Source organism: Comamonas sp. GW821-FHT11H03 (assembly GCF_058807955.1).
The window spans coordinates 272,973-298,357 of the sequence record NZ_JBXARF010000009.1 but is presented as its reverse complement, the minus strand read 5'-3'; the positions used below and the strand labels follow the sequence as shown (position 1 = coordinate 298,357).

Below are 25,385 nucleotides of genomic sequence, written 5' to 3'. Positions count from 1 at the left end.
ACGGTAGCGATAGCAGCAGTCAGGGTGGTCTTGCCGTGGTCAACGTGACCGATGGTGCCCACGTTCACGTGGGGCTTGGTGCGTTCAAACTTTTCTTTTGCCATGATTTCTCCGAAAGAGCAAAAACCTGTGTGATGTTTAAGGTCTGCACCTCATTGCTGATTCGCCCCGCACAGGAAACAGGACGGCATGGGATCGCAGACCGGCAAAAATCGCGGCAATCCTCAAGGGACTGCCGCGATTGGAAGCCTTAGATTATGACGGATTCGTCAAACCTGCGTCAATTACTTGGCGCGGGCAGCAACGATGGATTCGGCCACGTTACGAGGAGCTTCAGCGTAGTGCTTGAATTCCATGGTGTAGCTGGCGCGACCTTGAGTCATGGAACGCAGCGAAGTGGCATAGCCGAACATTTCGGACAGAGGCACTTCAGCCTTGATGGCCTTGCCGCCACCAACCATGTCGTCCATGCCCTGCACCATGCCGCGGCGGGAAGACAGGTCACCCATCACGGTACCGGCGTAGTCTTCAGGTGTTTCCACTTCCACAGCCATCATGGGTTCCAGGATGACGGGGTTGGCCTTGCGGGCAGCTTCCTTGAAACCAAAGATAGCGGCCATCTTGAACGCCATTTCGTTCGAGTCCACATCGTGGTACGAACCGAAAGTCAGCGTAACCTTCACGTCGACCACAGGGTAGCCAGCCAGCACGCCGGAAGTCAGGGCTTCGATCACACCCTTTTCCACTGCAGGGATGTATTCGCGAGGAACCACACCGCCCTTGATGGCGTCGACGAACTCGAAGCCCTTGCCGGCTTCTTGAGGTTCGACGGTGAATACCACGTGACCGTATTGACCCTTACCACCGGACTGACGAACGAACTTGCCGTCCACGTCCTTGACCGTGCTGCGGATGGTTTCGCGGTAGGCAACCTGGGGCTTGCCCACGTTGGCTTCCACGTTGAATTCGCGCTTCATGCGGTCAACGATGATTTCCAGGTGCAGCTCGCCCATACCGGCGATGATGGTCTGACCGGATTCTTCATCAGTACGCACGCGGAAGGAAGGATCTTCTGCAGCCAGACGCGACAGGGCAATACCCATCTTTTCCTGGTCGCTCTTGGTCTTGGGTTCCACAGCCTGTGCAATCACGGGCTCGGGGAACACCATGCGTTCCAGCACGATGGGTGCTGCGATATCGCACAGAGTTTCACCGGTGGTCACGTCCTTCAGACCCACGCAGGCAGCGATGTCGCCGGCACGGATTTCTTCGACTTCCACGCGGTCGTTGGCCATCATCTGCACGATACGGCCGATACGTTCCTTCTTGCCCTTGACGGCATTCAGAACGGTCTCGCCCTTGGTCAGAACGCCAGAGTACACGCGCACGAAGGTCAACTGGCCCACGAAGGGGTCAGTCATCAGCTTGAAGGCCAGAGCCGAGAACTTCTCAGCGTCGTCGGCCTTGCGGCTCAGCTTCTTCTCTTCGTCATCGGGGTCGGTACCGGTAACGTCAGGAATGTCCACAGGAGCGGGCAGATAGTCGATCACGGCGTCCAGCATGCGCTGCACACCCTTGTTCTTGAAGGCTGTACCGCACAGCATGGGCTGAATTTCAACCGCCAGAGTACGGGCACGGATACCGGCCTTCACTTCTTCTTCCGACAAAGTACCTTCTTCCAGGTACTTGTTCATCAGCTCTTCCGAAGCTTCGGCAGCGGCTTCCACCAGGTTTTCGCGCCACTTGTTGGCGGTTTCCACCAGCTCGGCAGGGATATCCTGGTATTCGAACTTCATGCCCTGGGAAGCTTCGTCCCAGATGATGGCCTTCATCTTGACCAGATCAACCACGCCCAGGAAGTTTTCTTCAGCGCCGATTGGGATCACCACGGGCACAGGGTTCGCGTTCAGGCGAGTCTTCATGCCTTCATAGACCTTGAAGAAGTTGGCACCGGTACGGTCCATCTTGTTCACGAAGGCCAGACGAGGCACCTTGTACTTGTTGGCCTGACGCCACACGGTTTCGGACTGGGGCTGCACGCCACCCACAGCGCAATACACCATGCAAGCACCGTCCAGCACGCGCATGGAACGTTCCACTTCAATCGTGAAGTCCACGTGACCGGGGGTGTCGATGATGTTGAAGCGGTGTTCTGGGTAAGACAGATCCATACCCTTCCAGAAGCAGGTCACTGCAGCGGAAGTGATGGTGATACCACGCTCTTGCTCTTGCTCCATCCAGTCGGTGGTGGCAGCGCCGTCGTGCACTTCGCCCAGCTTGTGGGTCACACCGGTATAGAACAGGATACGTTCTGTAGTGGTTGTCTTACCTGCGTCAATGTGAGCGGAAATACCGATGTTGCGATAGCGCTCAATGGGGGTCTTGCGAGCCATGATGGATCCTTGCTTGATCGTATGGGAGTACTGCCGGCCCCGCATTGTGCGCAGGAGGCAGCAGCTCTATATGGGGGCGCTCAGAATCGACACAAGGCCGCAGCAAGATTTGCATGCGGCCCTGTATCTCGAGCGAGATTCCGATTAGAAGCGGAAGTGGCTGAAGGCCTTGTTGGCTTCGGCCATACGGTGCACTTCGTCACGACGCTTCATCGCGCCGCCACGGCCTTCCGTAGCTTCCAGCAGCTCGTTGGCCAGGCGTTGAGCCATGGACTTCTCGCCACGCTTGCGGGAGGCTTCCTTGATCCAGCGCATGGCCAGAGCCAGACGACGGACGGGACGCACTTCCACGGGCACCTGGTAGTTGGCACCGCCAACACGGCGGGACTTCACTTCGACCATGGGCTTGACGTTGTTGATGGCAACAACGAAAGCTTCCAGAGGGTCCTTGCCGGGGTGCTTCTTCTCGATCAGGTCCAGAGCGCCGTAAATGATGCGCTCAGCAACCGCCTTCTTGCCGCCTTCCATGATCACGTTCATGAATTTGGACAGCTCTACATTGCCGAACTTGGGATCCGGCAGGATTTCACGTTTGGGGACTTCGCGACGACGTGGCATTTTTTACCTCTATCTTTGCTTCAGTTGGCATCTTTTCAGATACCGCGAGAGCTATTCAAAACTCTCACTTACTCGACCCGCACAAAACATTTGCGCTTAGGGCCACTACGTTTGACCGCGCCAGTCAGGCGAATCAAACACCGTTTGTTTTCAAAAAACCAGGGCTGATTACTTAGCCTTAGGCTTCTTGGCACCGTACTTGGAGCGAGCTTGCTTACGGTCCTTGACGCCTTGCAGGTCCAGGGAACCGCGCACGATGTGGTAACGCACACCGGGCAAGTCCTTCACACGACCACCGCGCACCAGCACAACGCTGTGCTCTTGCAGGTTGTGGCCTTCACCGCCGATGTACGAAATCACTTCGAAACCGTTGGTCAGACGAACCTTGGCCACCTTACGCAGAGCCGAGTTAGGCTTCTTGGGAGTGGTGGTGTACACACGGGTGCACACGCCACGGCGTTGGGGGCAGTTTTCCATAGCAGGGCTCTTGGATTTAACAACTTCTACCGTGCGGCCCTGACGCACGAGTTGGTTAATGGTTGGCATTAATTAAACGTCCCTAAACGTGAATTTGCTTCGTGAAAGCAAAAGGTTTATCCGCAAAAACAGATGCTGATGCGGAAACGTGAATCCCTTCGGAAATTCCGAAAAGCCCTCGAATGTACCAGCTTGCGCAAATCAGCACAACCCCCTCTGGGCAATAGCCCCCAGGCAGCAAGATGCTTTGCTTGAGCCTTATCCAAGGCTGTCGCCGGCTGGAGCGGCCTCCTGCCGGCCCGGGAACTTACTTGATCCAGAGGCGGATGGTGTCCCAAAGACGGCCGAAGAAGCCGGCCTGCTCGACGGCCTCAAGCGCCACCAGCGGCACCTCGGCCACCACATCCGCACCCGACTTGACCTTGAGCACGCCCATGGACTGGCCCTTGGCAATCGGTGCAATCAGCGGATCCTGGCGCACCACTTCGGTGGTCAGCTTGCCGCCGGTGCCCGAGGGCACGGTCACCACCACGGCACCGTCTGCCTTGCCGATCTTGACCGCATTGGCTGCGCCCTTCCAGACGGCGGGAGTGGCCACAGGCTGATCGGCATCAAACAGCTTGACGGCATCGAAAGCGGTGTAACCCCAGTTCAGCAGCTTCTGGCTTTCGTTGGCACGCGCCTTTTCGCTGGCCGTGCCCAGCACGATGGACAGCAGGCGGCGCTGACCCACATTGGGCAGGTCGCGCTTGGCCGTGGCCACCAGGCAATAGCCGGCGGCATTGGTATGACCTGTCTTCAGGCCGTCCACCGTGGGATCGCGGAACAGCAAGGCATTGCGGTTGCTGCCGTTGGAAGCGGGCGTGCCAGGATAGCTGTACTGCTTGGTGGAGTAGTAGTGCATGTACTCGGGGAAGTCATGCATCAATCGCTGGGCCAGGATGGACAGATCACGCGCCGTCGTCAGGTGACCGGGCTCGGTCAGACCTTCGGGATTCTTGTAGCTGGTGTTCTTCATGCCCAGGGCCTTGGCCTGGTCATTCATCATCTTGACGAAGTTCTCGGCCGTGCCGCCCACGGCCTCGGCCAATGCCATGGTGGCATCGTTGCCGGACTGGATGATCATGCCGCTGAGCAGGTCATTGACGGGCACCTGCATCTTGGGGTCGATGAACATGCGCGAGCCGGGCATCTTCCAGGCGCGCTCGCTCACGGGCATGCGCTGCTCCAGCGTGATTTTCTTGGAGCGCAGGGCGTCGAACACCACATAGGCAGACATCAGCTTGGTCAGCGATGCCTGCTCGACGGGAGCGTCGATATCCTTGGCGCCCAGCACCTGGCCGGCAGTGACGTCCACCAGCAGATAGTTGCGGGCAGCGATTTCGGGAGGAACAGGGGCCGCCACCTGTGCCATGGCAAACACGGGTGCCACTGCGGCAGCAACGGCCAGAACACGCAGTGTGGAGTAGATGGGCTTCATGAAGAGGACTCTCGCTAAAGCAAAGGTAAGCGCGGTGATTTACCGTCGAAAACGGCCAAAGCCAAGGATATACCTCGGCCTGGCGCTATGAAAAGGGAGTTAACCGAGACGGGGCAGCAATTCACGTGCGTCAAGGTGTGGGGTATGGCTCTTACAGGGACTTCAGGTGGCGCACCACCAGGCTCTTGAGCAGAGGCAATTGTCCGTGAAAGAAATGGCCGACCTGCGGAATCACGGTAACAGGCAGTATCTGCGGGCGCGCCCAGTCCATCACGGCGGACAGCTCGACGGTGTCGTCAGCCTCGCCATGGATCACCAGGGTCTGGTCATGGGCCTCGGCAGGCACGGGAGCCACTTCGAAGCGACTGGCGGCGGTGCCGACCAGCACGGCCTTGTGCACCCGGCCTGTACCCCAGAGTTGGGCCAGTGCATGGCTGGTGACGAAAGCGCCGAAGGAAAAGCCGGCCAGGGCGATCGGACCTTCGGGAGCCACCTGCTGCACCACGGCCAGCAAATCCTGCAGCTCGGCCTTGCCGGCGTCATACTCGCCGGCACTGGCGCCCACGCCGCGAAAGTTGAAACGCACGACCGTGTAGCCGCACTGAACAAAGGCTCGCGCCAGGGTCTGGACCACCTTGTTGTCCATGGTGCCGCCAAACAGCGGATGCGGATGGGCGATGACGGCCACGCCCTTGGGGCTGTGGCCTTCGACCAGTTGCGGCGCATCGCGCAGGGCCTCAATGGCACCGGCAGTGCCGGTGAGCGTCAGTCGTTCAGTCTGGGAATTCACGATTGCTATCCTAGTTGTAGCTTTTTGCGCTTGCTGTAATTGGGCTGACGCTTGAAAACACTTAAAGTTCCTGGTCAGGCAAGCCCAAAGTCGGCCGCACCAGACAAGAACCGCTTTGCCGCAAGCCTGTCGGGGCAGCCAGAGGACTCAAGGCAGCCAGATCACCGCCCCACGCTTTCGGGCAGCACAAGGCGCTCGACCACCTTGCCGTTCTTGAGATGGGATTCGACGATTTCGTCGATATCGCTGTCGTCGATGAAGGTGTACCAGACGGCCTCGGGGTAGACCACAGCCACGGGACCGCCGGCGCAGCGATCCAGGCAGCCGGCCTTGTTCACACGCACCTGCCCCTTACCGGCAAGTCCCTCTTCCTTGACTTTGCGCTTGCAGTGGTCAAAGCCCGCCTTGGCGCCGTGCAGAGCGCAGCAGTCCTCACCGTTGGGGCGCTCGTTCAGGCAAAAGAAGATATGACGCTGGTAGTAGCCGCCGGCCTGGTCTTGATTCTGGATGTCGCTCATGGAGGGTCATTCTAGGCAGGCTGTTGGCGACGCGAGAGTCGAATCACTACATACGCCAGTGTCACGTAAGGCCAGAGCCAGCCCAGCCATTGGCCCAGGCCGTAGAAGCGGATAAAACGGCCTTGCTCCCAGGCCTGCAGGGTCTGGGCGAAGTACACATTTGTCGGCGCCTGATTGAGGATGCTCAGATGCAGCACCAGCACCAGCAGCAATAGCACGGCGCACATGCGGCGCGAGGCAGGCAATGCAATCACGGCCAGGCCTAGCCCACCCCAGACACCCAGGCGTACCGGCAGATCCACCCACTCCCAGGCATGGGCCGGGCCCCAGCTCAACGCGGCCGACAGTGCGGTCACCCCCACCCCTGCCGCCACCAGAAGCAATCCGGCCAGCGCGCGGCGGCCCATATGGCGCACGGCGCAGTAGGCCAGCAGACAGGGAATCCACAGCCCCAGCATCACGCACAGCATCTCCGTCACCAGCGACAGCGGCGCCATGGCGAAATCGCCCAGCGGCAGCCAGTCCTCGAACGGCGTGTTCAGCAACCACTCCTGCAAGGTATCGTCAATGCGCTCCAGCACCTGACCCAGGCCAAACGGCACGGCCGCCGGAAACAGCAGCGCAAAGGGCCACAGCGCCAGCAGCACCAGCACACCAGCACCACCCTCGCCCAGCCACTGGTTGCGAAATGCACTCCAGCGCGAGAGAGCCCCCAGCCTCTCCAGCAGCGCTGCCAGCAGAGCACCGATCAAGGTACCGCCGGCATTGAGCACCAGATCCAGATTGGACGGCACGCGGCGCGGCAGATAGATCTGCAGAAACTCCATGCACAGCGACAGCAGCGTGCCGGCAAGAAAAGCCAGCGGCACGGCTAGCCTGGGCTGGCCCGAGCGCATCAGGGCCAGCGCCAGGAAAAAGCCTAGCGGCGCATAGCCGACGATATTGGTGTTGACGTCGAACCAGGTCCAGTACGGCGGCGGAATCCTGGCGAACAGGAATACGCTGGGATCAATGCCCTGCGCGCGCCAGCCGTCGAACGGAAACAGGCTGGCAAACACGATGAGCAGGCCATAGACCAGCGCCAGCGGCCAGGCCGAGGTATGGCGCATGGAAATCACCGGCACCGCGGAATCGGACACAGTCGCCTCCTACTCTCGGCACAAGACTCAAAAGGGCTTGACCACCACCAAAATCACGGCGGCGATCAGCAGCAGCACCGGCACTTCGTTATAGAAACGGAACCAGCGATGGCTTTTATGACAGGTGTTGTCCACCAGCTTGCGCAGCAGCACGGCACAGCTGTGGTGGTAGCCGATGACCAGCACCACCACCGCCAGTTTGGCATGCAGCCAGCCACCCGCGAAGCCCCAGCCCAGCCACAGCCACAGGCCCAGCCCCAGCGCGGGCACGGCCAGCATGGTGGTGAAGCGCAGCAGCTTGCGCGCCATCAGCAGCAGGCGCTCACGCTCTGCCACCGAGCCCGGGGTGACCATGGCGATATTGACAAAGATGCGCGGCAGGTAGAACAGACCAGCAAACCAGCTGGCGACAAAAATGATGTGAAAGGCTTTGACCCATAGCATGGGGCCAGTGTAAAGGCCTGCGCTGCGCCACAGCCGCTGCACGCCGCGTCTTTCCCCCGCAATGAGACGGCCGTCATGGAATAGTCACGCAGCTGCAAGCCAAGCCATGGCGAATGGGGCACAATTTTCCCCATGCATTTGTCCAGCCCTACTCCTTTTCCCCAGAATCGTCCGCGCCGTCTGCGTCGAGATGCTTTCACCCGCAATCTGGTGCGCGAGAGCGTGCTGACGCCGCACGACTTCATCTACCCGGTGTTCGTGCACGAAGGCCAGAACAAGCGCGAGGCCGTGCCCTCCATGCCCGGCGTTGACCGCCTGAGCCTGGATCTGCTGCTGCCCGTGGCCGAGGAATGCGTGAAGCTGGAGATTCCCTATCTGGCGCTGTTCCCCGCCATTGAAACCAGTCTCAAGACCCCCAACGGCAAGGAAGCCCTGAACCCCGACGGTCTGATCCCGCGCGTGGTGCGCGCGCTGAAGAAGGAATTCCCCCAGCTGGGCGTGATGACCGATGTGGCGCTGGACCCCTATACCAGCCACGGCCAGGACGGCATCCTGGACGAGAGCGGCTACATCATCAACGATGACACCGTGGAAGTGCTGGTCGGCCAGGCCCTGACCCATGCCGAAGCCGGCGTGGACATGGTCGCCCCCAGCGACATGATGGACGGCCGCATCGGCGCCATCCGCGAAGCACTGGAGCTCCAAGGCCATATTCACACCCGCATCATGGCCTATAGCGCCAAGTACGCCAGCGCCTTCTACGGCCCCTTCCGCGATGCCGTGGGCACACGCGGCGCCCTGGGCAAGGCCGACAAGAATGTCTACCAGATGGACCCTGCCAACACCGACGAAGCCCTGCGCGAAGTGGCGCAGGACATCGCCGAAGGCGCGGACATGGTCATGGTCAAGCCCGGCATGCCGTATCTGGACGTGGTGCGCCGCGTCAAGGACGAGTTCAAGGTGCCGACCTTCGCCTATCAGGTGTCCGGCGAATACGCCATGCTCAAGGCCGCAGCCGCCAATGGCTGGCTCGATCACGACGCCGTGATGATGGAAGCCCTGCTGGCCTTCAAGCGCGCGGGCGCCGACGGCATCCTGACCTACTTTGCCATCGACGCCGCCAAAAAGCTGCGCGGCCTGTAAAAAAATTGATAGCTGTCAGCGCAGCTCATGCTTGCGCTTGAGGGCATTTCAGGCATGATCTGACGGCTCGGGCTGCTGGCTCGGGCCGTTTTTGCATCTGCTTTTTGCACTGACATCGAGACTGCCAATTCCCATGCGCGTGCTGCATATCTCTCCCCTCTATGCCCAGCCTGTTGACGGACTGCCCACGCAGGCGGCGACAACGGGGTTTTACTGGGTCTCCTGCACACGCTCGGAGCTGGAGGCTCAACTGCCAGCCATTCAGACCATGCTGGCCAGGCTGGGCGGCTCCGCCCTCGTTGACCTGCATGTCTCCGACCTGCTGAATCCGGCCATCCCTTCCAATTACGACTACACCTCGGTGTACGACGTGCTGGTGTTCCGCCGTCTGGCCAACGCCCATCTGCCGCCGCTCAACGGCAGCCACGCCCCTGCCTCGCCCGCCGCAGCCGCACCGCCAGGCCTGCCTGCAGTGATGACCGGCACCGGCAGTGCATCATCCAGCGCCCCGCCTCCATCGCACAACCCGGCCCACAGTGGCCAGCGCGAAGCGCCGGTGCTGCAACGCGTGGAAACCCAACCCGTGGGCTTTGCGCTGTATGACCAGATCCTGCTGTCCGTGCATCCCGACGGCTGCTTTGTGCTGGAAAATTTCTGGCAGCGCCTGATTTCCGGCCCCGCCAAGAGCGACGGCCGCCAGGTCAGCGCCAAGATGCCCGTGGAGCCTGCCGACCTGATGCTGCGCATGGTCAACGGCATGGTGGACGGCTATCTGGACCTGCGCCGTTCGCTGACGCGCCAGATCGACCACTGGCAGATGGCACTGCTCAAGCCCAACAAGCGTTTCAGCAACTGGGCCAGCGTGCTTGATGTGCGCCTGGCACTGCACCAGCTGGATGAAATCTGCGAAGACCAGCGCGCCGCCGTACAGGACTGGACCGAGGCACTGGAGGGCTGGCCGCCCGAGCACACACCCGCGCGCCAGCATGAGCGCGAGTTGCTGCGCGTGCGCTCGCGCGACGTGCTCGAACATATAGAGCGCGTGACCCACCACATTCACCGCATGGAACAAAGCGCCGAGACCGCCGTGCAGATGCACTTTTCGGCGCAGAGCAACCGCGCCAACGACATCATGCGCACGCTGACCACGGTGACGGCCATCTTTCTGCCGCTGAACCTGATTGCCGGCATCTTCGGCATGAACTTCGAGTTCATCCCCTTCGTGCACAAAAAGGACGGCTTCATCTGGGCCCTGGTGGCCATGGTGATCATCACCGTGGTGCTGGTGGCCTATTTCTGGCGGCGGCGCTATCTGGAAAGCGAAGAAAAAGAATGACCCCCTGAGGCGCTTCCGCGCCTTCCCCCAAGGGGGACGACATCCTCGCTGCGCGGCGGCGCTTGCTTGATGTCTCTGATGGGGAACCGCCCAACGGCAACGGGCTTTAGATAAAAACAGCTGCTTGCGCTTATATATCAAGCACAAGCAGCTATTGTTTTTATATCAACCCAGATGCTGGGCAAAGAAGGCCAACGTACGCTCCCCAGCCTGTGCTGAGGCCGCTTCGTTGTAGGAGCCGCGCTGGTCGCAGTTGAAGCCGTGGTCGGCGTCGTAGACATGCACTTGCGCCTGGGGCTGAGCCTTCTTGAAGGCTTCGACGGACTCCAGCGAGATGTAATGGTCCTTGCTGCCGAAGTGGGCCAGCACCGGGCACAGTGCCTGACGACTGGCTTCCAGCTCGCCCGTCATGCCGCCGCCGTAGTAGCAGACTGCAGCCGAGACGCTGGCCAGATTGCAGGCAGAGCGCCAGGTCATGAGGCCGCCCCAGCAAAAGCCCACCACACCGATCTTGCCGCCAGGCACCAGCGTCGCGGCATGGGCCGCAGCCGCCTCCACATCGCGCAGCGCGCCGGGCTCGGGCAGGGCTTCCACCGCAGTCTTGAGCGCAAAGCCGGCCTTCATGTCTTCTTCGCTGTAACCCAGCTCCACATCGGGCTTGACGCGGGCAAACATGGCGGGAGCCACAGCCACGTACCCCTGGGCCGCGTAGCGGTCTGCCACGGAGCGGATATGCGAGTTCACGCCAAAGATCTCCTGCAGCACCACGATGGCACCACGTGCCTGGCCCTCCGGCATGGCCACATAAGCCGGAGTTTTTGCGCCATCCACGGCTGTCAGTTCAATAAAGCTGCCCATTGCGAAGCTCCTTAACATGGTTCAAAAGGGAAATCCGCGACGCGGCCTCCAGCAATGCTGTAATGGCTGATGCCGCGTCGATGATTCGGCCATTTTTTCACAGGAGTGTTGATGCCAGCTATCTCAGCCCCACAAAAGGCAGACAGTCGCAAGAAGCCCCCCATGCCAGGAGGCGAGCTGTAATGGATATCAAGCCGCTGATCACCCTGGTCGCCATCATCAACCCGCTGGCCATCGTCCCGTTCTTCATCCACTACACGTCCGGCTTCGACGCCGAGCAGCGCTGGCAGACCATTCGCACCGCCGCCTTTGCAGCGTTCTGCGTGATTGCGGTCTGCGCCCTGCTGGGGCTGCAGATTCTGCAGTTCTTCAATATCTCGCTGCAAAGCTTTCAGGTCGGCGGCGGTCTGCTGCTGCTGATCAGCGCGATGAACATGCTCAACGCACGCCCTGCCGAAGAGCGCCCCAACAATGCCACTCTGGCAGCCGGCGTCGAAAAGGCCGCCGAGGGCAACAGCATTGCCGTCGTGCCGCTGACCATTCCGCTGCTGACCGGGCCTGCCGCCATGTCCACCGTGGTGATCTATGCCGATCAGGCGCGTACCATCTGGCAGCATGTGGCACTGGTCGGTTACGGCGTGGTGGTGGCTGCTGCCATCATGGTGTGCTTTTCATTGGCCCACCCGATTGCCCGCGTGCTGGGCAAGACCGGCATCAATGTGATGACCCGGCTCATGGGCCTGATTCTGGCCGCGCTGGCCATCGAGGTGATGGCGGGAGGCCTGATCAAGATCTTCCCCATCCTGGCCTCCCCGGCGATTTACCCTTGACCCCCTGAGCGGCTACGCCGCTTCCCCCAAGGGGGACGGCAGCTTCGCTGCGCGGCGGCGCTTGCTCGCTGTCTCTCGCCTTGGCGCGTGCCAGTTTCAGGCAGTTACCACTTCCTTTTTTTCAGCTTCACCGCAGGCGCCGCCACAGCCGGTAATGGGCTCAGTCGGCAAGGCCTCGGGCATCATCACTGCGCCGCTGACCGGATCGAAGCCCGAGCGGCGCATATGCAGGGCCAAGGCGGCATCCATATTCTGCGCATGGTGGCTGAACCAGGGGCCCAGCTCGGCCGCCATATGGCGGATGGTCGCCAGATCACCCTGCTCTGCCTTGACCGCTCCCTCGCGCAGGACGGCCAGCACCACCTTGTGCTGCTGGCTGTGGCAGTTGACCGTGGCAAATCCCGTGGTCTGCATCCAGCGGTCTTCCTGATCGAAGTGCTGCTGGGTGTGGGCAATCAGCTCGCCCCATAGAGCACACAGCTGCTCGTCGGCGGCGGCCTCCACCTGGGCCAGCAGGGCAACGAACTCCTCATGCACCGTGTCCATGACGGGAAAATCCAGGATGAGAGCGGCATTCCATTCGAGGCTGGCCATGGCAGTTCCTTGTGCGAGATTGAGGAACTGGCAGCTTAAGAACAAGACCTGATCCGGCCATTGACCCACATCAGCAAAGCAGCTGCCCGCCGGCAGCCAGGACTTGCCCGGAATCAACAAAGCCCTGCATGACAGGGCTTTGGGAGCAGCAATGCCTGGGGCTCGTCGAGCCTTAGCGCCCGTAACCCTGCAACCAGCGGCTGAGCTGGGCAGCCGCCTCATCCACCGCACGCGCCATGGCCTGGGCACCGCCGGCTGCGTCGGCTGCAGCAGCAGGCACTTCGACCGTGAACACTTTCTGGCCCAGCAACTGGTTGCCTGCACTCTCGCCGGCACCAATCAGGCTGGCACTCAGGCGCAGCAGCGCACGGCTGCTGCTGGCACTGTCAAAGACCTGGCTGAACTCGTCCACCGTCACGCGCAGCTGCGCAATCGAGCGCTTGTCGGCCAGCACCGCGCGGACATTGTCCTTGCCCGAAAGAACGGGACGCTCCAGCCCCAGACGCATGCGCAGACGCTGCTCCACCATCTGGGCCGGAGGCAGGCTCCAGCGCGCGTTCTGGTAGGCACGCAGCTGCTGGCTGTCGCTGTAGTTCAGGCGGTAGAACATGGCCGTCAGGCCCTCGGGCAGGCCTGGAGCCTGGACTTCGGCCAGCACCAGCGGCACCGGCGCCACCGAAGGAGCGGCTGCATTGGCGGCCGGCACCACAAGGTCGGTCATGCCCAGGTCATAGCGCACCGGCTGCGTGGGAGCTGTGGGCAGGCCTGAGCAGGCTGCGAGCGCCAGCACCAGAGAAGAAGCGCCCAGTAATCGCCATGCTCCGCGGCCTGTGAGTGAAAGCTTTGTGTCTGCCATATTGATTCCTTTAGGACTGGCGCCAACGGGAAAGGACAACGGGAATTCCTATCGCAAAAAACACCCTGCCTGATCCGAGTTTGCGCAAGTCGCGTCCTTGTTGCCGATTCACTTGGCCGGAGCCACAAAACCGGGCTCGCCGGGGCCTGGCAGGCCCAGGCCCTGACCGTAGATGACGGACTGCGGGTTGTCATTGAAGCGGCCCGCAGCAGCGCCCATGCTGCGCGCCGCGCGCGAGACATCGTCGGCCGCGCCGTTCATGCGCGGCAGGGTGCTGCGTCCCAACGACTCGGCCGCCTGCGACAGAGCCTGCGTGCCCTCGGCAATCTGCTGCAGCGGGCCGTCGGGGGCATTGACCTTGCGCACGGTCTGTTGCAGATCAGTCGCCACGCCCGTGGCGGCATTGCCTGCCTTGGTAAGGGACTGCAGGGTCTGGTGCGCATCTGCCGTGATCTGCGGAAAGTCCTTGGCCGTCTTGTTCATGGTCTCGGCCAGGTCCTTGATCCCGCCGGATGCGGCAGCGATATTGTCGAGCGCCACGCTCACCCGCTTCTGGTTGTCCTCATCCAGCATGGCATTGAGGCGGCGTGAAATTTCGTCAACCCGCTCCAGCAGCACCGGCCCCTGGTCGGCCAGCATGTTCAGCGGCGACGACTTCATGGTCAGGCGCGGCAGGCCGCTGGGCCCGGGTTTGAGCGGTTGCGAAGACTTGCTGTCATCGTCGAGCTGGATATGGGCCAACCCCGTCACCCCTTGATAGCCAAGCTGGGCGTAGGTGGCCTGCGTGACCGGCGTGTCCTCGCCCACGGCAATGCGAATCAGCACATTGCCGGCAATCTGCGGGTCAAAACCGATGCGCACCACCTTGCCCACGGGCACGCCCTTGTAGCGCACCGTGGCCTGGGGCTGCAGGCCGCTGACGCCGTCCTTGGTGGACATTTCATAGAGCTGGTATTCGCGGTTGTCACGCGTCAGCCAGACGGCCAGCCCAGCCAGCAGGGCCGCAACCACCAGCACGAAGATGCCGGCAGCCATGGCATGGGACTTGTTTTCCATCAGCTTTCCTCTGCGGCCATGCCGCCTTGCACCGGGGCCATGGCACGGCGGCCACGCTCTCCCTGGAAGAAATGTTCGATAAACGGGTGCTTGATCCGGGCCACATCGCGCGGGGCTCCGGTGAACAGCACTCTTTTCTCGGCCAGCACGGCCACTCGTGTGGACAGTGCAAACAGCGTATCCAGATCGTGGGTGACCATGATCACGGTCAGGCCCAGCTCGGCATGGATATCGCGCAGCAGCTCGCAGAACTCGTCCGAGCCCTTGGGGTCCAGTCCCGCTGTGGGTTCGTCCAGCAGCAGCAGCGGCGGATCCATCATCAGTGCACGTGCCAGCGCCACGCGCTTGATCATGCCGCCCGACAGATCTGCAGGCATGCGCGAGGCATGCTCGGGCTTGAGGCCCACCATCTGCAGCTTGACCATGGCCGCATCGCGCACCACGGCATCGGGCAAGGTGCCCTGCTCACGCAGCGCAAACGCGATGTTGTCCAGCACGTTGAAGGCCGAATACAGCGCGCCCTGCTGGAACAGCATGCCCACCTGACTCGCCGCCAGCTCCCCGCTGATGACCTCGCGCGAGGGCCTGCCATCCACGGTCACCGTACCGCGCGATGGCGAGAGCAGCCCCAGGATCTGGCGCAGCAGCACCGTCTTGCCCGTGCCGGAGCCGCCCACCAGGGCCAGAATCTCGCCCGGGTAGACATCGAAGTTCAAGTCTTGGTGCACGGCAAAGCGCGACGCGCCTTCGCCAAATTCGGTCCACAGGTCCACCGCCTGCACCAAGGGCTTCACATCCTGCGGCGGCGCGTAGTCGCCCACGGCGCCCTCGATACGACGGTTCTGCATCACCTCTGTCATTTGCGTGCCCCCCGCCGCGCGAGGCTGGCGCGACCCAAGCCAGAGACGCCGAGCAAGGGCCGCCCCGCAGCGAAGGTGTCGTCCCCTTGAGGGGAAGCGGCGAAGCCGCACAGGGGGTAGTTCATCCTAAAAGCCCACGTTTCTGAAGAGGATGGCAAAGATGGCATCCACGATGATGACCATGGTGATGGATGACACCACCGCCGCCGTGGTGCCGCGCCCCAGACTCTGGGTATTGGGCTCTACCTTCAGGCCCCAATGGCAGCCGATCAGGGCAATCAACACGCCAAACACCACGGACTTGCCCATGGCCAGCACCAGATTGCCGATCTTTACGGCCGCAGGCAGGCTTTGAATGAAGTAAGACGGCGTGATGTCCATGGTCAGGTCCGCCGCGACCATGCCGCCAGCCAGTGCCGCAAGAATGGTCCACAAAGCCACCAGCGGCATGGACACGGCCAGCGCCAGCGCACGCGGCAGCACCAGCCGGTAGCCCTGTGAGATGCCCATGACCTGCATGGCGTCGAGCTCTTCGGTCACACGCATCACGCCGATCTGCGCCGTAATGGCCGAGCCGCTGCGTCCTGCCACCAGAATCGCCGCCAGCAGCGGCCCCAGCTCGCGGATCAGAGAAATGCCAAGAATGTTGACGATAAAGGACTCGGCCCCGAACTGGCGCAGCTGCAGCGCCATCAGATAGGCCAGCACCACGCCGATCAGAAAGCCGACCAGTGCCGTGATCGGCAAGGCAGTCGCCCCCGTCGCATAGAGGTGGCCTGAAATATCGCGCCAGGGGCCACGAAACGGATTGCGCAGCAGCCGCAGGCAGTCCAGCAGCAACTGACCGACCAGTTGAATCAAGTTGGAAAAGTGCCCGCAGGCGTCGATCACCATCTGACCCAGTCGATTGACCTCGCACATCCATCCCGAAGGCTCGGACTTGGGCTTGGGCACTTCGCTGAACCTGGCCACACGCTCCAGCATGGAGCGCTGGTTCTTGGTCGTCAGCAACTGGGCCGGCCAGGCCTTGCCCCATTGCTCCCACAGCAACTGCGCACCGATATGGTCGAACCAGACCATCTGCTGCAAATCCCAGGCCACGCCCTTGGGCACCGCCCTGATCTGCGGCGCCAGCTGACGCCAGATATGACGGTCGCCCAGCTCGGCAGCACTCCAGCGGCCCACAGGCACGGCCCATTGCTGACCTTCGCGGGACTGCAGCGGGCATTGAGGTAGTTGGTCTGAGCTGGGCAAAGAAAAGCTTCCTAGGACATGAGGGAGACGGGCTGGCCACTGGGGCCAGCATAACGCGCCCAGTGAGGAACATGCCAAGCGCAGCACGTAGGCCGCTGCCGCATGCCACGCAATGATAGCGTTGCAATTTTTATCAAAAACCCGCGAAAGTCAAAACCAGCACTGCGCCGACAGCTTCCAAAACAGGAGTATGCGAGCGCTTTCCCTATCGACACCAGCAAGCTCATCACACCTAATGAACCAGCCTTTTTGCCCATGACTGCCCAATGCTCTGGCCTCTGTGCCTGGCCGGCCTTTTGATCTTCCCATGAGTGACACCCAGTTCGACTACATCGTCATCGGCGGCGGCACAGCAGGTTCGCTGCTGTGCAACCGCCTCACCCGCAACAAGAATCACCGGGTTCTGCTGATCGAAGCAGGCGGCAAGGATGACTACCACTGGATCCATATCCCTGTGGGCTATCTCTATTGCATAGGCAACCCGCGCACCGACTGGCGCTACCAGACCGAACCCGACCCCGGGCTCAACGGCCGCAGCCTTCGCTACCCGCGCGGCAAGACACTGGGCGGCTGCTCCAGCATCAACGGAATGATCTATATGCGCGGCCAGTCCCGCGACTACGAGCAATGGGCCGAGCTGACCGGCGACGACACCTGGCGCTGGGAGCAGGTGCTGCCGGCCTTCCGGCAGCACGAGGACCATTGGCGTCTCGACGCCGGAGGCAGCGCCAGCGAGGAATTCAAGCGCCTGCATGGCAGCAAAAGCACAGGCGGCAGCGGCGAATGGCGGGTGGAGAAGCAGCGTCTGCACTGGGACATACTCGACGCCTTTGCCCAGGCCGCGCAGCAGGCCGGCATTCCGGCCACCGATGACTTCAACCGCGGCTGCAACGAGGGCGTGGGCTATTTTGAAGTCAATCAGAAGTCAGGTCTGCGCTGGAACACGGCCAAGGCATTTCTGCGTCCCACCTGCTACGGCCGCCCCAACTTCGAGATGTGGACCCGCGCCCAGGTGCGCCGGCTGCTTCTGGAAGATCTGCCGGACGGCAGCCAGCGCTGCACCGGCGCCGAAGTCTGGACCGGAGAGGAGATGGTGACCGTGCAGGCCGGGCGCGAAGTGCTGCTCTGCGCGGGTGCGGTCAACTCGCCGCATATCCTGCAGCTGTCGGGCATAGGCCCCGGCGAATTGCTGCACCGCCATGCCGTAGCCGTGCGCCGCGATCTGCCCGGCGTGGGCGCCAATCTGCAGGACCACCTGCAAATCCGCTCGGTCTACAAGGTGCAGAACGCCAAGACGCTCAACACCATGGCCGGCAGTCTCTGGGGCAAGGCGGCCATCGCCCTGGAATACGCACTCAAGCGCAGCGGCCCCATGAGCATGGCACCCTCTCAACTCGGGGCCTTTACACGCAGCAATCCGGCGTTGGCCCACCCCAACCTGGAGTATCACGTGCAACCGCTGTCGCTGGATGCCTTTGGCGAGCCGCTGCACGACTTTGCCGCCTTCACCGCCAGCGTCTGCAACCTCAACCCCAGCAGCCGCGGCACGGTGCAACTGCAAAGCGCGGATTTCCACCAGGCGCCTGCCATCGCACCCCATTACCTGTCTACGGCAGAAGACCGGCAGGTGGCGGCAGACAGCCTGCGCGTCACGCGGCGCATCGTCAGCCAGCCGGCACTTGCACGCTTCCAACCCGAAGAGTTCAAGCCCGGTGCTCAATACCAGAGCGACGAGGAGCTGGCGCGTCTGGCCGGCGATATCGCCACCACCATCTTCCACCCCGTGGGCACCACCAAGATGGGGCGAGCCGACGACCCGATGGCGGTCCTGGACAGCCGTTTCAAGGTGAGAGGCGTGCAAGGCCTGCGCGTGGTCGATGCCGGCGCCATGCCCACCATCACCAGCGGCAATACCAACAGCCCGACGCTGATGATGGCCGAGAAGGCGGCGCAGTGGATTCGTGACGCGACCTGAAAAACGGCCTCTCAAAAAGCCGAGCGATTCACTACGGCAAGCCCGTCAGCGCCTGAAATTCGCTCTGGAGCGCAAAGTCTGTACTAGCGGAAGAATCCCGAGCGGCGTCATGCCCTATGAATCAAAGCCCTCAGAGATCTTTTACTTATAAGCATATGACGCTATTGTTTTTGAAATATCGCAAAACTCATAAGGATGTCACGAAACTTTCTGATTCATTTGTCAGACGTTTTTGATATAACCCAAGGGAATTCCCCAATGCACCACACAGGTGCAGCCCTTACATTCTCGTCACTCTCGCTGCTCCACGAAGCAGCATGGAGGGCCGAGGAGACAACTCGACACAACCAGACCAATACATATAAAAGCATCAAAGATGCGTTCAAAAGCGCCCCTCAGGGGGCGCTTTTTTTATGCCTGCGCACAAGCTTGAGGCAGCAGTGCGACAATGCCGGCGCCATCTTCGGGCATGCACGCCCGCTCTCCCCTGGCTTCTTCATCCCGCCTCCGGCAGCGCCGCCCCAGCGGCAACGGGCGCTGCTCACGGCATGCACCAATTGCAGGCATTTACTCCATGGAATGGATTCTTGTTTCCCTCGCCTCGGCCCTGGCCGGGTTTGTTGACGCCATCGTGGGAGGCGGCGGACTGATTCTGGTGCCGGCCATGTTTGCCGCCTTCCCCACCACCACGCCCGCCACGCTGTTTGGCACCAACAAGAGCGCCGCCGTCTGGGGCACGGCCATTTCCGCCTGGCAGTACAGCAAGCGCGTGCATATCACCTGGGCCACGCTGGTGCCCGCCATCGGCACGACGCTGGTGGGCGCTTTTCTCGGAGCCTGGGCCGTCACGTTGATCTCGCCCGATTTTCTGCGCAAGCTGCTGCCCTTCATCCTGCTGGGCGTGCTGGGCTATACCCTGGCCAAAAAAGAGCTGGGCCGCGACCACGAGCCGCGCCTGGCGGGCCGCACCGAGATGTTGACCGCCAGCACCATCGGCCTGCTGATCGGCTTCTACGACGGCTTCTTCGGCCCGGGCACAGGCAGCTTCTTCGTGTTCCTGTTCGTGCGCCTGCTGGGCTATGACTTCCTCAACGCCTCGGCCAGCGCCAAGCTGCTGAATCTGGCCTCCAACGCCGCAGCACTGCTGCTGTTCACCCTCAAGGGCCATGTCTGGTGGCACTTTGCCATCCCGCTGGCCGTGGCCAACGTGCTGGGCAGCATGCTGGGCACCTGGATGGCCTTGCGCCACGGAACGGGCTTTGTACGCACGATTTTCATCGGCGTGGTCAGCCTGCTGATTCTGAAGACAGGTTACGACGCTTTTTTGCGTTAAGCCTTTGCGTTAAGCCCCTGCGTTAAAAGCGTCAGCCGCTATCAATTTATCAAGGTGCTGTTTCGTCGTCGGACAGCACCGAGATATCTTCCACACGGCGCGGTGTGCCGATCGGCGGGCCTGCCTTGCCCTGGCGCACGGCAGCAATATCCGCCTCACTGGGATAGTTGCCCACCAGCCAATAGTCCAGGATGCGGCGTGCGATAGGTGCGGCCGCCGCCGCACCGAAGCCGGCATTCTCCACAATCACGGCCACGGCAATCCTGGGCGCTTCGGCCGGACCGTAGGCGATATAGAGCGAATGGTCGCGCTGATACTCGGCCAGACGCGCAGCGTTGTACTTTTCCTTCTGGCCCACGCTCACGGCCTGGGCCGTGCCGGTCTTGCCACCGGACAGATAGCTGGCACTGCCAAATACGCCACGCCCAGTGCCACCGGTCACCACTCCGACCATGCCACGCTTGACGGCATCGACATTGCTCTGCTTGTAGCCCAGGTTGACGGGCGCTGGCTGAACAATGGCCGTGCGCGTGCCGGTGACGGAGTCGATCAGCTCCTTGCCCACATGGGGCGTGAAGCTCATGCCACTGTTGACCAGCGTGGCCAGCGCATGCGAGAGCTGGAGGATGGTGAAGTTGTTGTAGCCCTGGCCGATACCCAGAGAAATCGTCTCGCCTGCAAACCACTGCTGCTGGGCGGCGCGCTTGTAGGTCTTGCGCTTCCACTCCTTGCTGGGCAGCACGCCGCGCAGCTCGCCGGGCAGATCGATGCCGGTGATCTGGCCAAAGCCCAGCGGCTTCATGAAGTCGTGGATCGCATCCACGCCCATCTCGTTGGCCAGAGTGTAGAAATAGACGTTGCTGGAATGCTGGATGGCGCGCGCCAGATCCACCGGGCCCAGCGCATGGCCGGAGCGGAAGGTGTGGCCACCGAACGTCCAGGAGCCGCCATCCTGGATCACCGTGCCCGGCGTGCGCTTGCCGGTCTCCAGGCCCGCCAGGCCCATGAAGGGCTTGTAGGTCGAGCCCACCGGGTAGGTGCCGCGCATGGAGCGGTTGAGCAAAGGGCGGTCCAGCGATTCGTTGAGTGCCTTCCAGCTCTCCTGGTCGATACCGTCGACAAACAGATTCGGGTCGTAGGTCGGCTTGCTGACCATGGCCAGCACCTCGCCGTTGCGCGGGTCCATGGCGATGGCCACGCCGCGGCGATTGCCGTAGAGGTCTTCCACCATCTTCTGCAGCTTGATGTCCACCGACAACTGCAGGCTGTGTCCCGGCGTGGCAGGGCGACTGCCCAGGCGGCGCACCGCATGACCGCCTGCCGAGGTTTCCATTTCCTCCCAGCCGGTCTGGCCGTGCAGCTGCAGCTCATAGCTCTTTTCGGCCCCCAGCTTGCCCATGACCTCGGTGCCGCGGTAGTTGGCCGCATCGTCGGAGTCGTCGATCTCTTCCTTTTCCCTTTGATTGATACGACCGATGTACCCGATCAAATGGCTGCCGGTTTCCTTGAGCGGGTAGGTGCGGAACAGGCGGGCCTTGATGTCCACGCCCGGAAAGCGATAACGCTGAGCCGCGAACTTGGCCACTTCCTCATCGGTCAGACGCGAGCGGATCGGAATCGACTCAAAGCTCTTGGAGTCATCCATGAGCCGCTTGAACTTGCGGCGGTCGCGCGGCGTGATCTCTATGACCCCGGACAGCCCCTCGATGGTCTCGTCCAGATCCTCGACCTTGGAGCGTGTGATCTCCAGCGTATAGGCCGAGTAATTGGTCGCCAGCACCACGCCGTTGCGGTCCAGTATCTGGCCCCGGTTGGGCACGATGGGCACCACCGCCGTGCGATTGCTCTCAGCCCGCTCGGCAAATTCCTCATGGCGCTCGACCTGCAGCACCAGCAGACGCCAGACCAGCAGACAGAACGCCAGAAATACCACGCAGCACATGACGACTGCACGCATCCGGAAGCGCTGCAGCTCGACTTCGGTATTACGGATCTCCATCATGCGACGACACCAGCAAACAAAGCCGCCCCGCATGAGCTGCGCCACCGGCGTGCCTCACCCTTAAGACAGCGAGCCAAGGCCGCCCCGCAGCGAGGCTGCCGTCCTGCCCCGCAAAGCAAGAGGCAGGAAAGCACGAAGCGACTCAAGAGGGAATGCATCTCACAGAGGCCGGTTTTCATCGCTGTCCGGCGCGCGGCGCTGCGGCGCCAGCAGCAAAGCGCTAACCACAGGCCACAGCAAGGTCTCGATCACCGGAGCGATCAGAAACTCCAGTCCGGGGAAGATCCCCCCCGTCGCGACACGCAGCAGTACCTGAATGCCGTGCGCCGCAGCAAACACCGGCAACAGGTGCAGGGCCTGCACGGGGCTCGAGAACCAGAGCAGGCGGCGACTCATCCAGCCCGTCACGAAGACCAGCAAGGTGTAGGCGAGCGCATGCTGGCCCAGCAGCGAGGCTCGGTCCACATCCATGACCAGGCCCAGCGCAAAGGCGATGCCCAGACCCACGCGCTGCGGCTGGTTCAAACTCCAGAAGGCCAGCAGCAGCAGCAGCATGTCCGGCAGCCAGACGATGCGGCCCAGCGGAAGCATATTGACAGCCAGGCCGATCACCAGGGTGACGACGATGAACAGAGGATTGACCGGCAGCAACAGCTGCTGGCCGCGCGGCATGATCATGCGGGATCCTTTTCAGGCTTGGTCCCCGCCTTCTCGGCGGCGGCCTTCTCCTTTTCGGCAGCGGCCGCTTCCTTCTTGCCACGTGCCTTGGCAGCGCGGTCGGACTTCCCGGCATCGACCTGGGCCTGCATATTGGCAGCCTCGGGATGCTCGGTCCGGCCCTGGGGCTTGAGCACCATCACATGGCGCACGCCCTGCACGCGGCCCACGGGCTCGCAGTAGATGCGGGTGAAGGCAGAGTCGGCACGGCGGTCCACCGTCACCACCTTGGCCACAGGCAGACCCAAGGGATAAAGCCCGTCAATACCGCTGGTAGTGAGCAAATCGCCCACCTGTACATCTGCATTGCTGGGCATGAAGCGCAGCTCCAGCCCGCCGGCGCGGGTCGAGGATGCATCGCCATAGGCAACGCTGCGCGCACCGGTGCGCGGGTTGAAAACGGGAATGGCCTGATCGCGATCAATGAGCAGCGTGACCTCGGCGCGCGTCGGGTAGACACGTGTGACCTGACCGACCACGCCTTTTTCATCCAGTACGGGCGAGCCCGGCTCGACCCCGTCGGCCTGCCCCTTGTCGATCACCACGCGGCGCGTATAGGGGTCGGGACTGTCATAGACCACTTCAGCCACCTGGCCCGGCGTCAACGAGCGCTCACGCAACTCCAGCATGGAGCGCAGATGCTCGTTCTCCTTGATCAGCTCATCGGCCAGTTCGGCCCGCTGAGCCATGACGACCAGCTCCTTGCGCGCGGCATCCTCGCGGGCCACGGCCTGCTGCTGCACTTCGGCATAGCGGCTGGCGTTCTGATAGGCCAGCACCGGCTGGGCCACCACCCATTGCACGGGCGACAGCGCCACCGACAAGGCAGAGCGCACTGGCGTGGTGATCTTGAAACGCGCATCGGCCACCATCAAAAACAGCGCCAAGGCGCTGTAGAGGGCAAGCTGGGAAGTGCGCGATGCCTGTTGCTTGAACAGCGATGGGGCGCGGTGGTCCAGGGTGTCCAGGCTCATGCGTGTTCCCGCAGCATGGCAGCATGCGCACGGCCTCCTTGATCAGAAGGAATGCAAAAAGAGAGCGCGGTAAGCAGGCGTATCACGGACTCAGGCCCTGTTCATGGAAGTGGCTGCGGTACGCGCACTATGCCGCGTGCCGCAAAACACCACATTGCACAGCGATTAATCGCTGGTGAAGATGCTGCCCTGGCGATCCATGGTCTCCAGCGCCATGCCGCAGCCGCGCACCACACAGGTCAGCGGCTCTTCGGCCACCAGCACGGGCAGACCGGTTTCTTCGGCCAGCAGACGGTCCAGGTCGCGCAGCAGCGCGCCGCCACCAGTCAGCATCATGCCGCGTTCGGCAATGTCGGCACCCAGCTCGGGAGGCGTCTGCTCCAGCGCGTTCTTCACGGCGGAAACGATCTGGTTGAGCGGATCGGTCAGCGCTTCCAGCACTTCGTTGGAAGAGATGGTGAAGCTGCGCGGCACGCCCTCGGACAGGTTGCGACCCTTGACTTCCAGTTCCTTGACTTCGGAGCCGGGGAAAGCCGAGCCGATCTGCTTCTTGATCAGTTCTGCCGTGGGCTCGCCGATCAGCATGCCGTAGTTGCGGCGGATATAGCTGATGATGGACTCGTCGAACTTGTCGCCACCGACGCGCACCGAGCCCTTGTAGACCATGCCGCCCAGCGAGATCACGCCCACTTCGGTCGTGCCCCCGCCGATGTCCACCACCATGGAGCCCGAGGCTTCGGAGACGGGCAGGCCCGCGCCGATACCGGCAGCCATGGGCTCTTCAATCAGGTACACGGCCGTGGCGCCCGCAGCTTCGGCGGCGTCCTTGATGGCGCGGCGCTCGACCTGGGTGGAGCCGCAGGGCACGCAGATGATGATGCGGGGGCTGGGCGTGAGCACCGAGCGCGGATGCACCATCTTGATGAACTGCTTGATCATCTGCTCGGTGATCACAAAGTCGGCGATCACGCCATCCTTCATGGGACGGATGGCTTCGATGTTGCCGGGCACCTTGCCCAGCATGGCCTTGGCTTCGCGGCCGACAGCCTGGATAACCTTCTTGCCGTGGGGGCCGCCTTCGTGACGAATCGCAACCACCGAAGGCTCGTCCAGAACAATGCCCTTGTCTCGGGCGAAAATCAGGGTGTTAGCTGTGCCAAGGTCAATGGCAAGGTCGGTGGAGAAGTACCGACGGAAAGCTCCGAACATTCAAGGTCCTCTCAGGCACGGCGTGCGCATCGGCTGGCCGTCGCCGGGATGTAAGGTAATGGAGTCTGGGTAGTGGGCATTTTTTGCACAATGACCAGCCGAACGGAGGTATTGCGGCAAAGCCGAGATAATACCGTATCCCCTGTGAATAACTTCTACTGTCAGGGTTAGAAACACTGCTTTACACGCGGCGGCCCTGTTAAATAATTTCTATGGCATTGAACGATCAAGACATTGCGCGCATCGCCAACTTGGCCCGCCTTGAGCTGTCGCAAGACGAAAGTAAGCGCATGCTCGCGCAACTAAACAACTTTTTCGGCATCGTCGAAAAAATGCAGGCTGTGGATACTTCGGGCGTCAGCCCCCTGTCACATCCGGTGGCAGCCATTCAGGACGTCGCCTTACGGCTACGTGACGATTTGGTAAGTGAAGGCAATAACCGCGACGCCAACATGCAGAACGCCCCTGCAGCCGAGAAGGGTTACTTCCTCGTGCCCAAGGTCATCGAATAAACGCGCGGGACACACAA

Annotated in this window: 25 protein-coding genes; 6 read left to right on the top strand and 19 right to left on the bottom strand. The window is 62.0% G+C overall.

Going from position 1 to position 25,385, the window contains the following annotated elements; genetic code table 11:
* The 9 genes from AC1RTQ_RS20070 to AC1RTQ_RS20030 form a co-directional block, all read right to left on the bottom strand.
* Window positions 1-104: GTP-binding protein (locus tag AC1RTQ_RS20070; RefSeq protein WP_038708164.1), on the bottom strand; the 104-nt coding region annotated here is incomplete at its 3' end.
* A gap of 180 nt (window positions 105-284) precedes the next feature.
* On the bottom strand, window positions 285-2,393 hold the full coding sequence (fusA, locus tag AC1RTQ_RS20065) for an elongation factor G (protein WP_302092923.1): 2,109 nt from the start codon (window positions 2,391-2,393) through the stop codon (window positions 285-287).
* A gap of 144 nt (window positions 2,394-2,537) precedes the next feature.
* Window positions 2,538-3,011 carry a 30S ribosomal protein S7 gene (gene rpsG / locus AC1RTQ_RS20060; RefSeq protein WP_003059438.1) on the bottom strand — a complete coding sequence of 158 codons (474 nt, stop codon included), beginning with the start codon at window positions 3,009-3,011 and terminating at the stop codon, window positions 2,538-2,540.
* A gap of 168 nt (window positions 3,012-3,179) precedes the next feature.
* Window positions 3,180-3,557, bottom strand: coding sequence for a 30S ribosomal protein S12 (rpsL, locus tag AC1RTQ_RS20055; RefSeq protein ID WP_003059441.1), 378 nt, complete (start codon window positions 3,555-3,557; stop codon window positions 3,180-3,182).
* A gap of 238 nt (window positions 3,558-3,795) precedes the next feature.
* On the bottom strand, window positions 3,796-4,968 hold the full coding sequence (locus AC1RTQ_RS20050) for a D-alanyl-D-alanine carboxypeptidase family protein (protein ID WP_302092922.1): 1,173 nt from the start codon (window positions 4,966-4,968) through the stop codon (window positions 3,796-3,798).
* A 151-nt stretch (window positions 4,969-5,119) separates the two neighbouring features.
* Entirely contained in the window at window positions 5,120-5,758 is a 639-nt protein-coding gene (locus AC1RTQ_RS20045; RefSeq protein ID WP_492878303.1) for an alpha/beta hydrolase, read from the bottom strand.
* Between the two features lie 161 nt (window positions 5,759-5,919).
* A complete protein-coding gene (locus AC1RTQ_RS20040; protein ID WP_034357909.1) occupies window positions 5,920-6,276 on the bottom strand; it encodes a (2Fe-2S) ferredoxin domain-containing protein in 357 nt (118 codons plus the stop codon).
* Window positions 6,277-6,287: 11 nt separating this feature from the next.
* Window positions 6,288-7,385: a VanZ family protein gene (locus tag AC1RTQ_RS20035; RefSeq protein WP_409812163.1), complete on the bottom strand. Its 1,098-nt coding sequence runs from the start codon at window positions 7,383-7,385 to the stop codon at window positions 6,288-6,290.
* Between the two features lie 57 nt (window positions 7,386-7,442).
* On the bottom strand, window positions 7,443-7,859 hold the full coding sequence (locus AC1RTQ_RS20030) for a CopD family protein (protein ID WP_492878301.1): 417 nt from the start codon (window positions 7,857-7,859) through the stop codon (window positions 7,443-7,445).
* Between the two features lie 132 nt (window positions 7,860-7,991).
* Between AC1RTQ_RS20030 and hemB the strand changes: the two genes are divergently transcribed.
* Together hemB and AC1RTQ_RS20020 are read left to right on the top strand one after the other, a co-directional pair.
* Window positions 7,992-9,002, top strand: a complete 1,011-nt coding sequence (gene hemB / locus AC1RTQ_RS20025; protein WP_302092920.1) for a porphobilinogen synthase — start codon at window positions 7,992-7,994, stop codon at window positions 9,000-9,002.
* Window positions 9,003-9,135: 133 nt separating this feature from the next.
* Entirely contained in the window at window positions 9,136-10,338 is a 1,203-nt protein-coding gene (locus AC1RTQ_RS20020; protein WP_492878300.1) for a magnesium transporter CorA family protein, read from the top strand.
* A gap of 165 nt (window positions 10,339-10,503) precedes the next feature.
* Here AC1RTQ_RS20020 and AC1RTQ_RS20015 read toward each other — a convergent pair whose 3' ends face one another.
* Window positions 10,504-11,196 carry a dienelactone hydrolase family protein gene (locus AC1RTQ_RS20015; protein ID WP_492878298.1) on the bottom strand — a complete coding sequence of 231 codons (693 nt, stop codon included), beginning with the start codon at window positions 11,194-11,196 and terminating at the stop codon, window positions 10,504-10,506.
* Between the two features lie 182 nt (window positions 11,197-11,378).
* On the opposite strand from AC1RTQ_RS20015, the gene AC1RTQ_RS20010 reads away from it, so the two are divergent.
* Window positions 11,379-12,026 carry a MarC family protein gene (locus tag AC1RTQ_RS20010; RefSeq protein ID WP_492878296.1) on the top strand — a complete coding sequence of 216 codons (648 nt, stop codon included), beginning with the start codon at window positions 11,379-11,381 and terminating at the stop codon, window positions 12,024-12,026.
* A 96-nt stretch (window positions 12,027-12,122) separates the two neighbouring features.
* Here the strand turns inward: AC1RTQ_RS20010 and AC1RTQ_RS20005 are convergent, their stop codons facing one another.
* The 5 genes from AC1RTQ_RS20005 to AC1RTQ_RS19985 form a co-directional block, all read right to left on the bottom strand.
* Window positions 12,123-12,620, bottom strand: coding sequence for a hemerythrin domain-containing protein (locus AC1RTQ_RS20005; RefSeq protein ID WP_492878294.1), 498 nt, complete (start codon window positions 12,618-12,620; stop codon window positions 12,123-12,125).
* A gap of 172 nt (window positions 12,621-12,792) precedes the next feature.
* The gene (locus AC1RTQ_RS20000) at window positions 12,793-13,476 is read right to left on the bottom strand and encodes an ABC-type transport auxiliary lipoprotein family protein (protein ID WP_304351183.1); all 684 of its coding nucleotides are present in this window, start codon (window positions 13,474-13,476) and stop codon (window positions 12,793-12,795) included.
* A 108-nt stretch (window positions 13,477-13,584) separates the two neighbouring features.
* Entirely contained in the window at window positions 13,585-14,532 is a 948-nt protein-coding gene (locus AC1RTQ_RS19995; RefSeq protein ID WP_302092914.1) for an MlaD family protein, read from the bottom strand.
* Entirely contained in the window at window positions 14,532-15,392 is an 861-nt protein-coding gene (locus AC1RTQ_RS19990) for an ABC transporter ATP-binding protein (RefSeq protein WP_409811643.1), read from the bottom strand. Before AC1RTQ_RS19990 ends, AC1RTQ_RS19995 begins: the two co-directional genes overlap by 1 nt.
* Window positions 15,393-15,518: 126 nt before the next feature.
* Entirely contained in the window at window positions 15,519-16,646 is a 1,128-nt protein-coding gene (locus tag AC1RTQ_RS19985) for an MlaE family ABC transporter permease (RefSeq protein ID WP_492878291.1), read from the bottom strand.
* A 307-nt stretch (window positions 16,647-16,953) separates the two neighbouring features.
* Between AC1RTQ_RS19985 and AC1RTQ_RS19980 the strand changes: the two genes are divergently transcribed.
* Together AC1RTQ_RS19980 and AC1RTQ_RS19975 are read left to right on the top strand one after the other, a co-directional pair.
* Complete coding sequence (locus tag AC1RTQ_RS19980; RefSeq protein ID WP_492878289.1) at window positions 16,954-18,621, top strand: GMC family oxidoreductase; 1,668 nt, start codon at window positions 16,954-16,956, stop codon at window positions 18,619-18,621.
* A 574-nt stretch (window positions 18,622-19,195) separates the two neighbouring features.
* Window positions 19,196-19,954: a sulfite exporter TauE/SafE family protein gene (locus AC1RTQ_RS19975; RefSeq protein ID WP_302092910.1), complete on the top strand. Its 759-nt coding sequence runs from the start codon at window positions 19,196-19,198 to the stop codon at window positions 19,952-19,954.
* Window positions 19,955-20,003: 49 nt separating this feature from the next.
* Here the strand turns inward: AC1RTQ_RS19975 and mrdA are convergent, their stop codons facing one another.
* From mrdA to AC1RTQ_RS19955, 4 genes are all read right to left on the bottom strand, one after another.
* Entirely contained in the window at window positions 20,004-21,956 is a 1,953-nt protein-coding gene (gene mrdA / locus AC1RTQ_RS19970) for a penicillin-binding protein 2 (protein ID WP_492878286.1), read from the bottom strand.
* Window positions 21,957-22,115: 159 nt separating this feature from the next.
* Entirely contained in the window at window positions 22,116-22,634 is a 519-nt protein-coding gene (gene mreD, locus AC1RTQ_RS19965; protein ID WP_034357886.1) for a rod shape-determining protein MreD, read from the bottom strand.
* Window positions 22,631-23,647, bottom strand: coding sequence for a rod shape-determining protein MreC (mreC, locus tag AC1RTQ_RS19960; RefSeq protein WP_302092907.1), 1,017 nt, complete (start codon window positions 23,645-23,647; stop codon window positions 22,631-22,633). Before mreC ends, mreD begins: the two co-directional genes overlap by 4 nt.
* Window positions 23,648-23,812: 165 nt before the next feature.
* Window positions 23,813-24,856 (bottom strand): rod shape-determining protein, encoded by a 1,044-nt coding sequence (locus AC1RTQ_RS19955; RefSeq protein ID WP_003059473.1) that lies wholly within the window; start codon window positions 24,854-24,856, stop codon window positions 23,813-23,815.
* A 212-nt stretch (window positions 24,857-25,068) separates the two neighbouring features.
* Here AC1RTQ_RS19955 and gatC point away from each other — a divergent pair, with 212 nt between their 5' ends.
* Entirely contained in the window at window positions 25,069-25,368 is a 300-nt protein-coding gene (gatC, locus tag AC1RTQ_RS19950; protein WP_003070403.1) for an Asp-tRNA(Asn)/Glu-tRNA(Gln) amidotransferase subunit GatC, read from the top strand.
* Window positions 25,369-25,385 lie beyond the last annotated feature (17 nt).

What these genes read in the sequence shown, in the direction of transcription:
- fusA (WP_302092923.1), bottom strand. Translation starts at nt 2,393, where the DNA reads ATGGCTCGCAAGACCCCCATTGAGCGCTATCGCAACATCGGTATTTCC.
- rpsG (WP_003059438.1), bottom strand. Translation starts at nt 3,011, where the DNA reads ATGCCACGTCGTCGCGAAGTCCCCAAACGTGAAATCCTGCCGGATCCC.
- rpsL (WP_003059441.1), bottom strand. Translation starts at nt 3,557, where the DNA reads ATGCCAACCATTAACCAACTCGTGCGTCAGGGCCGCACGGTAGAAGTT.
- AC1RTQ_RS20050 (WP_302092922.1), bottom strand. Translation starts at nt 4,968, where the DNA reads ATGAAGCCCATCTACTCCACACTGCGTGTTCTGGCCGTTGCTGCCGCA.
- AC1RTQ_RS20040 (WP_034357909.1), bottom strand. Translation starts at nt 6,276, where the DNA reads ATGAGCGACATCCAGAATCAAGACCAGGCCGGCGGCTACTACCAGCGT.
- AC1RTQ_RS20035 (WP_409812163.1), bottom strand. Translation starts at nt 7,385, where the DNA reads ATGCGCCATACCTCGGCCTGGCCGCTGGCGCTGGTCTATGGCCTGCTC.
- AC1RTQ_RS20030 (WP_492878301.1), bottom strand. Translation starts at nt 7,859, where the DNA reads ATGCTATGGGTCAAAGCCTTTCACATCATTTTTGTCGCCAGCTGGTTT.
- hemB (WP_302092920.1), top strand. Translation starts at nt 7,992, where the DNA reads ATGCATTTGTCCAGCCCTACTCCTTTTCCCCAGAATCGTCCGCGCCGT.
- AC1RTQ_RS20020 (WP_492878300.1), top strand. Translation starts at nt 9,136, where the DNA reads ATGCGCGTGCTGCATATCTCTCCCCTCTATGCCCAGCCTGTTGACGGA.
- AC1RTQ_RS20015 (WP_492878298.1), bottom strand. Translation starts at nt 11,196, where the DNA reads ATGGGCAGCTTTATTGAACTGACAGCCGTGGATGGCGCAAAAACTCCG.
- AC1RTQ_RS20010 (WP_492878296.1), top strand. Translation starts at nt 11,379, where the DNA reads ATGGATATCAAGCCGCTGATCACCCTGGTCGCCATCATCAACCCGCTG.
- AC1RTQ_RS20005 (WP_492878294.1), bottom strand. Translation starts at nt 12,620, where the DNA reads ATGGCCAGCCTCGAATGGAATGCCGCTCTCATCCTGGATTTTCCCGTC.
- AC1RTQ_RS20000 (WP_304351183.1), bottom strand. Translation starts at nt 13,476, where the DNA reads ATGGCAGACACAAAGCTTTCACTCACAGGCCGCGGAGCATGGCGATTA.
- AC1RTQ_RS19995 (WP_302092914.1), bottom strand. Translation starts at nt 14,532, where the DNA reads ATGGAAAACAAGTCCCATGCCATGGCTGCCGGCATCTTCGTGCTGGTG.
- AC1RTQ_RS19990 (WP_409811643.1), bottom strand. Translation starts at nt 15,392, where the DNA reads ATGACAGAGGTGATGCAGAACCGTCGTATCGAGGGCGCCGTGGGCGAC.
- AC1RTQ_RS19980 (WP_492878289.1), top strand. Translation starts at nt 16,954, where the DNA reads ATGAGTGACACCCAGTTCGACTACATCGTCATCGGCGGCGGCACAGCA.
- AC1RTQ_RS19975 (WP_302092910.1), top strand. Translation starts at nt 19,196, where the DNA reads ATGGAATGGATTCTTGTTTCCCTCGCCTCGGCCCTGGCCGGGTTTGTT.
- mrdA (WP_492878286.1), bottom strand. Translation starts at nt 21,956, where the DNA reads ATGATGGAGATCCGTAATACCGAAGTCGAGCTGCAGCGCTTCCGGATG.
- mreD (WP_034357886.1), bottom strand. Translation starts at nt 22,634, where the DNA reads ATGATCATGCCGCGCGGCCAGCAGCTGTTGCTGCCGGTCAATCCTCTG.
- mreC (WP_302092907.1), bottom strand. Translation starts at nt 23,647, where the DNA reads ATGAGCCTGGACACCCTGGACCACCGCGCCCCATCGCTGTTCAAGCAA.
- AC1RTQ_RS19955 (WP_003059473.1), bottom strand. Translation starts at nt 24,856, where the DNA reads ATGTTCGGAGCTTTCCGTCGGTACTTCTCCACCGACCTTGCCATTGAC.
- gatC (WP_003070403.1), top strand. Translation starts at nt 25,069, where the DNA reads ATGGCATTGAACGATCAAGACATTGCGCGCATCGCCAACTTGGCCCGC.